The following is a 6,556-nucleotide window of genomic DNA, read 5'->3' on the forward strand; positions in this document are numbered from 1 at the left end:
GGGGTCCCGGGCCACGCAACGGTGACCCGGGACCGTACGGAGTAGGCCCGAACAGCATCGGGCCGTCCTTCTCAGCGCCGGCCTGACCAGATCGTCCGCCTAGTGGTGGCCGTACCAGGGGGCGGGCCAGGCGTAGGGGTGTCCCCAGGCGCGGTAGCCATACCGCGGCCAGCCCCAGCGGTGGTACGGGTGGTAGCCGTGGTGGTGGGGCCTGTCACCGTGCTCACGGCTCCAGGCGTCCTGGGCGTACCTGTCGTCCTCCACGGCCTCCAGGTCGGTGGTGTCGTGCTCCTCAGCGTGCTCGGCGTCCTCGGACTGCCAGGCCTCATGAGCGTGCTCGCCCTCCTCGGAGTGCCACCCCTCCTCGTACTCGGCAGCCTCCTCGGCGTGCCATCCCTCCTCGTACTCGGCAGCCTCCTCGGCGTGCCATCCCTCCTCGTACTCGGCAGCCTCCTCGGCGTGCCACCCCTCCTCCGACTCCGCAGCCTCCTCGGAATGCCAAGCCTCATGAGCGTGCTCGCCCTCCTCGGAGTGCCATCCCTCCTCGTACTCAGCGGCTTCCTCCGACGTCTCCGCGTCCTCGGCCTCATAGGCTTCCTCGGAGCTCTCAGCGTGCTCCGACTCGGCTGCCTCCCCGCTCTCCGCGGCTTCCTCGGTACGGGCCGTCGTGTCGCCGTAACGGTACGCCCTCCGCTCGCGACGGTCGGTGCAGGCGTCGGCGTCGCGACGGGACGCGTAGACGCCCCAGCGGTCGATGCTAAGCGTGTGGGTGGCGTCGGACACGCTCAGGCCGCAGGTGACCTCTTCTTCAGCGTGGGCAGGACCGGCTATGGCGACGAGCGCGGCGGCGGTGGCGAGAGCGCCACCTGTGGCTATGAGCTTACTTCTCACGATCTCCCCCTGTTATCACGATGTGACAAGGCTCAATCACTCTATGTAGTCACTCTCGTAACGTTGTGTAACGCCACGCGAGGAACGTCTCACCGCTTTGCCGGATGTCTTGGGACAAGATCGCGCTTATGTCACCGCGTCCCCCTCGCTGTGACCATCTCGCCGATTCCAGAGACGCCGGGCTGGTCGTCGGGCCGCGGGACGTCCTACCCGTGCCGCCAGAGCGCGGCCCTGGTGAGGTCGCCGTCACCGGGGACCGAACCGGCGGCGTAGACCTCCCTGGTGCCGGGACGCCACGCCAGCGCCGCGACGACGCCGTCCACCTCGGCGGACGTCCAGCGGCCCGCCACCTGACGCAGCAGACGGGAACCCGTCGCGTCGAGCACCCACATGCCACCGGCGCCGTCCGGTTCCGCCTGGGTGAACGTGGTGCCCACCGGCCCCCACCGGCAGCGCCACGCTCCGCCGTCCCAGTGCAGCGCCACCGGGCGCGACCGCTCCAGCGGTTCCCCCTCCGCGTCGTACCTCCCCGGCACCAGCCACGACACTCCGCCGACCGCCCACACGTCGCCGGGCCCGAGCACGGCCACGTCGGCGAGCCGGACCCTGGGCGAGGAGGCGTCGCGCGGGAAGCCGAGCTCCGGTACGCCGACCGCCTGCCAGGCCGAGCCGTTCCAGCGAGCGGCGGCGGGCTCACCCGGGACGGGCGGTCCGCTCACCGTCCACACGTTCGCGCCCTCTCCCCCGACGGCTCCCGCCCTGGACGGCAGCCGGTACGCCGGCCAGCCCGAACCGTCCCACCGCATCGCCGCCCGCCCCGACACGACCCACGGCCCGCGCGCCGCCGTACCGTACGAGCCGAGGGATCCACCGGCGAAGGCGTCATCGGAAGGAATCTCGGACGACCCTGTGGACGAGGGGCCGGCGGTGGGCGGGTGAGATCGGGGTGAGGTGACGATGTGCCGGGGAACGAGCGTGTCGTTCATGTAGGCGGCCACCAGCCCCGGGCGCCCGTCCATCGAGCCGTACGCCCACACCTGGTCGCGGGAGACCGCCCCCAGCGCGGTGACCTGCGCTCCGGGCAAGGGGAAGCGTTGCCGTCGCCCGCCCTCCCATCTCCGTAGGCCCGCGAAGCGGGTCTCCACCACGCCGGCCGACGCCCGTTGTGTGGAGTGGGCGGCCCACACGGCTCCGTCGCGGCCCACCGCGAGGTCGTCCAGCGTGCCGGGCCGCCTGTCGCGCCAGAGCACCCGCCAGCCGGGCGCGGGGGCGGGCTCGGGTCTGAGGTCGTCGGCCTGGAGCGGAGGCTGCGGGCAGCGGGCCGGGACGGCGGGGATCGCGGGCAGCGGCGTGCCGGGTTGCGGCCGGGGGGTGATCGCACCGCCGGGGGACGGAGCGGCCGTGCCGGACGGCAGGGAGGGACGTGACCCGGCGCAGGCACAACCGGCGAGCACCACGGCCAACCCGATCACCGTGAACCGCGCACCCCGCCCGGCCCTGCCGTTCGGTGTGAGTCGTGCGGATCGTCGCACGTGACCGCCCCCTCAGCCGCACTCACTGACGAACCGAAGGATAGGCCCGCCGTGCCGCCCGGCGGGGCCCGCCGCAGCGATCCGGTCATGAGGGTGTCGCACGGACCGGGAACGAGCGCGTTCCCACGCACGATTGGGCCTTGTTGCGGCCGTGGTTCGGGATCACTGTGAACGCAGGAGGCAGTGAGATGTCGCACCCACTCGGAGTCAGCCGTCCGGATCTCGAAGTCACCGACCTGCCCACGCCGGAGGAGGTCTTCAAGGTCTCCAAGATCGGCCCCAAGGAACTCTTCAAGTACGCCGTCGGCCCGAGCCTGATCGCTCTCGGCATCTCGATCGGCAGCGGCGAGTGGCTGCTCGGCCCCCTGAGCGTGGGCCAGTACGGTTTCATCGGCGTCGGCTGGGTGATCCTGGTCTCGGCGCTGCTGCAGACGTTCTACAACGTCGAGTGCTCCCGGTACGTTCTCGCGACGGGTGAGACGCCGGTGGTCGGCTGGGGGCGGGTCCCACCGGGCTGGCCGCTCTGGGTGCCGCTGTCGGTCCTGATCGTGATCTTCGCGTTCATCGCGGGCGGCTGGGCCTCGTCGGCGGGAGACGGGGTGTACGCGCTGATCCACGGCACGCCGCCGCCCTCAGGGGATCTGGAGCCGCGCTGGTGGGCCGTCGCCCTGCTGGTTCTGGTGTTCGTCATCACCGCGCTGGCCCGCCGGATCAGCCGTGTGCTGGAGCTGGCGAACTGGGTGATGGTCGGCTCGGTCCTGCTCGCGCTGCTGGCGGTGGACCTGCTCGTGGTGCCGTTCAGCCAGTGGTGGGAGGGCATTCTCGGCTTCATCACCCCGGCCGCGCCGCCGGAGGGGATCACCGCCACGCAACTCGGCGGCCTGGCCGGGTTCACCGCGCTGGCCTCGGGTCTCAACTGGTACGTCATGGGCCACTACCGCGACAAGGGCTACGGCATGGGCCATCGCGTCGGCTTCATCTCGGGCCTGCGCGGCGAACGGCGCGAGATCCTCGCCAGCGGCGTCACGTTCCCCGACGACGAGCGCAACCGGGGGTTGTGGCGCAGGTGGTACAGGCTGCTGATGGTCGACATGTGGGGGGTGTTCTTCGTCGGCGCCGTGCTCGGCATGCTGTTGCCCACGATCCTCATGTCGCATGCCGTCACGATGTCCGGCGAGAAGCCCACACGGGAGAACGTCCCGACGTTCGTCGCCTCGGCGCTGGGCGCGGAGTACGGGCAGGCGGTCTTCTTCATCGGGCTGCTGCTGGGCGTGCTGGTGCTGTTCTCGACGCAGCTCGGCATCTTCGAGGCGATGGTCCGGGTAACGACGGACGCGGCCAACGCCACGAGCCCGCGCCTGCGCGCCCTCATCCAGGGGGATCCGCGGCGCTTCTACTACCCGTTCATGATCGTGCTGCTCGTCATCATCTCGATCATCATCTTCCAATCGCTGCCGGTGGCCCTGGTGGAGTGGTCGGCCAACATGTCGAACCTGGGCGCGCTGCTCTACCCGTTCTTGCTCATGTATCTGAACAGCAAGCTGCCGCGCCCGGCTCGCCCGCGGCCGTGGCACTACGTGATCCTCGTGCTGAACTTCCTGTTCTTCGGCTTCTTCTTCGTCAACTTCATCGCCGACTTCATCGGGGACCCGCTGGTGACGTTCTAGCCGCTCACGGAAACACTTGCACGTATGCCGAAGTGAACTGGTTCCCTCCAGGTGCCCTGCTAGCTTGTCGCGGACTTGTCAGCGTATCGGAGGGAACCTCTCATGGCTTTGTCGTTCGGCCGCCTGGCCCGCCCCGCCGGCCTGGGGCTCGCGGTGGCGCTCGGTGCCACGCTCTGCGCCGGGGTCACCACGCAGGCCTCCGCCGCCACGGAGACGTCCGCCACGAACGCCGCCGCTCCGCGCGCGAAGCTCTACGAGCTGGTGACGAAGGACGGCGGGTTCTTCTACACGGCGAGCGCGTCGGAGCGGAACACCGCGGTCAGCAGGCACGGCTGGAAGGTCACGCGGACGCCGCTCTACTACATCTCGCGCAAGCCCTTCCCCGGCGGCAAGCCGATCTACCGGCTGCGCTGGACGAAGAAGGCGTCCTACATCGTCACGGCCTCCCCGGCCGAGCGCGAGCGTCTGACGGGCACCGGCAGGTTCCGCGACGACGGCGTGATGGGCTACGCGCCCGCCTCTGCCTCGGCCGGTGGCGACGTGGAGGTGTTCCGCCTGACCGGCAAGAACAGGTGGCGCCTCGCGATCGCGTCGCACACCCGCAAGATCCTGGCCAACGAGCCGGGCTGGAAGCTCGACGGCCAGCTGCTCTACCAGTTCGGCCAGGCGGGCTGATCCGCGCGAACGGAGAGCGCGCCGGGTTCTCCGGCGCGCTCTCCGTCCTTCCCGCCCCCTCAGCGGCGGAACATCTCCAGCAGTTCGTCGGCGCGCTGGGTGCGGGCGATCCACACCTCGCGGCCGCGCCGCTCCCTGCTGATGAGCTGGGCGGCGATGAGCCGGTCGCAGTGGTAGGTGATGCTGCTGGGCGCCACCTGCATGTCGCCGGCCAGCATGCTCATGGTCATGGGCTGTTCCATCGCGCAGAGCAGGTCCGCGCGGACCGGCCCCATCAGCGCCGACAACTCGCCGTGCGCCGTTCCCCCGGGCCGACGCCACAGCTGGTCGGCACCGGGCACCGGGTAGGCGATCCACACCGCGTGCTCGTTGTCCAGGCTGACGATGACGGCGTCCTTGCCGGCCAGCATGGGCACCAGGACGATCTTTCTGTCGCCCAGCTCGTACGTGCTGGACTCGACGTCGGCGATGAGCAGCCCGCGCTCGCCGTACGTGATGCGGTGGTTGAGCGCGCCGAGCAGCAGCTCCGGGCCGCCGCGGACGGCGGCGACGCCCACCCGTCGGATCTCGTTGTCCAGCAGGGGGCGGGCGCGGCGCCACAGCGGCTCCGTGGTGTGCCAGACGTCGGCGAGGGCGCCGGCGTAGCCGTGCAGCCAGCGGTCCGGCCGCTCGGCCGCCGGACGCCAGTGGGCCGGCAGCGGCCGGTCGCCGAACGCCTGCTCCAGATCCTTGATCAGGGCGTCGGGCGGCAGGTCGCGCAGGGTGTCGATCTGGTCCCGCACCGAGACGTCCCCGTCGGTGGGCGTGCGGGGCACGAGGCTGTCGGGTACGACCGAGTAGCCGGGTGCGGCGAGCGGCCGTACGGCCTGGTGTCCCTGCGGCCGGACGCGGGAGCTGATCGCCTTGCGCCAGAGCTCCGGCAGGCCGCGGCGGCGTCCGGCGAGCGCGTCGGAGATCATCGCCAGGGCGGTGAGGTGCGGTGAGATCGAGATGGACAGCTGAGGCGTGGAGGTCATGCGCAGTTCGCTCCACACAGCGGTGCTGGTTACGTCGGACTCCTTGAAGTCGGGAAACTCGATCAGGTGCACATCAACCTAATCCTGGCGCTTTCTCCTGACTTACAGTCCGGTTGCACGGTTGATACGGCAGGTGCCCAGGCGTGCCAGCCTGCGCACCGTCGCCGTTAGCGCCGCCACGTGCGCCGGGAGCGTCCGGGGTTCATCGAGTCCCGGTTCGTCGGTGCGTGGCCGCGAAGCCGGGAGACCGCTCATGCTGTCGGACAGGGTCTTGGTCGCGTACTTGGCCAGGTACCCGGCCACCCGCGCCCGGTCCAGCTCCCGGGGTTGGATCGGCCGCACGTCCAGTTGCCGCCCCCGCCGTGCCGCAGCGTGCGCGAGCGCGGCTGTCAGCAGGTTCGCATCCGCCCACGCTGGAGAGGCGATCACCTGATCCGGATCGTCGGGGTTCACGCCGTCGAGGCGGGCCAGTACGTGCAGGTGGACCACCCCTCGCTTCTGGGATTCGGCCACCTTGACGTAGGAGACGCGCAGCAGCTCCCGCACGCGCCCCGCCATCGCGGGAGGCGTGCACCCGCCCGAAGCTGGGAGCGGTGAACGTGACCAGCACCATCGGATGCGGCCCCTGATCACCCGCGCCCTGATCGGTATCCGTGTCGCCGTGCCAGACCGTAACGGGGTCCCCGCCAGCCGGTACCGATCCTAGACGGTTCCGCCGAACCAGCCCGAACCCGCCGACCCCCGACCGCCCCACTCGACCCGGCGCATCTCCCAC

General features: G+C 70.7%; 6 protein-coding genes. 2 read left to right on the plus strand and 4 right to left on the minus strand.

Translation table 11 applies throughout. The features are described from left to right. Window positions 1–99 precede the first annotated feature (99 nt). Together E1267_RS41805 and E1267_RS41810 are read right to left on the minus strand one after the other, a co-directional pair. Window positions 100–891: a hypothetical protein gene (locus tag E1267_RS41805; protein ID WP_132341562.1), complete on the minus strand. Its 792-nt coding sequence runs from the start codon at window positions 889–891 to the stop codon at window positions 100–102. A gap of 206 nt (window positions 892–1,097) precedes the next feature. Further along, complete coding sequence (locus tag E1267_RS41810) at window positions 1,098–2,363, minus strand: hypothetical protein (protein ID WP_132341564.1); 1,266 nt, start codon at window positions 2,361–2,363, stop codon at window positions 1,098–1,100. Window positions 2,364–2,611: 248 nt separating this feature from the next. Here E1267_RS41810 and E1267_RS41815 point away from each other — a divergent pair, with 248 nt between their 5' ends. Continuing rightward, window positions 2,612–4,090 (plus strand): Nramp family divalent metal transporter, encoded by a 1,479-nt coding sequence (locus E1267_RS41815; protein WP_132341566.1) that lies wholly within the window; start codon window positions 2,612–2,614, stop codon window positions 4,088–4,090. Window positions 4,091–4,192: 102 nt separating this feature from the next. Continuing rightward, complete coding sequence (locus E1267_RS41820) at window positions 4,193–4,765, plus strand: hypothetical protein (RefSeq protein WP_132341568.1); 573 nt, start codon at window positions 4,193–4,195, stop codon at window positions 4,763–4,765. A gap of 59 nt (window positions 4,766–4,824) precedes the next feature. Here E1267_RS41820 and E1267_RS41825 read toward each other — a convergent pair whose 3' ends face one another. Together E1267_RS41825 and E1267_RS41830 are read right to left on the minus strand one after the other, a co-directional pair. Beyond that, on the minus strand, window positions 4,825–5,853 hold the full coding sequence (locus tag E1267_RS41825; protein WP_132341570.1) for an ArsR/SmtB family transcription factor: 1,029 nt from the start codon (window positions 5,851–5,853) through the stop codon (window positions 4,825–4,827). A gap of 30 nt (window positions 5,854–5,883) precedes the next feature. Continuing rightward, entirely contained in the window at window positions 5,884–6,327 is a 444-nt protein-coding gene (locus E1267_RS41830) for a replication initiator (RefSeq protein WP_132341572.1), read from the minus strand. Window positions 6,328–6,556: the final 229 nt, after the last annotated feature.

The organism is Nonomuraea longispora (assembly GCF_004348345.1).
Lineage (GTDB): Bacteria > Actinomycetota > Actinomycetes > Streptosporangiales > Streptosporangiaceae > Nonomuraea > Nonomuraea longispora.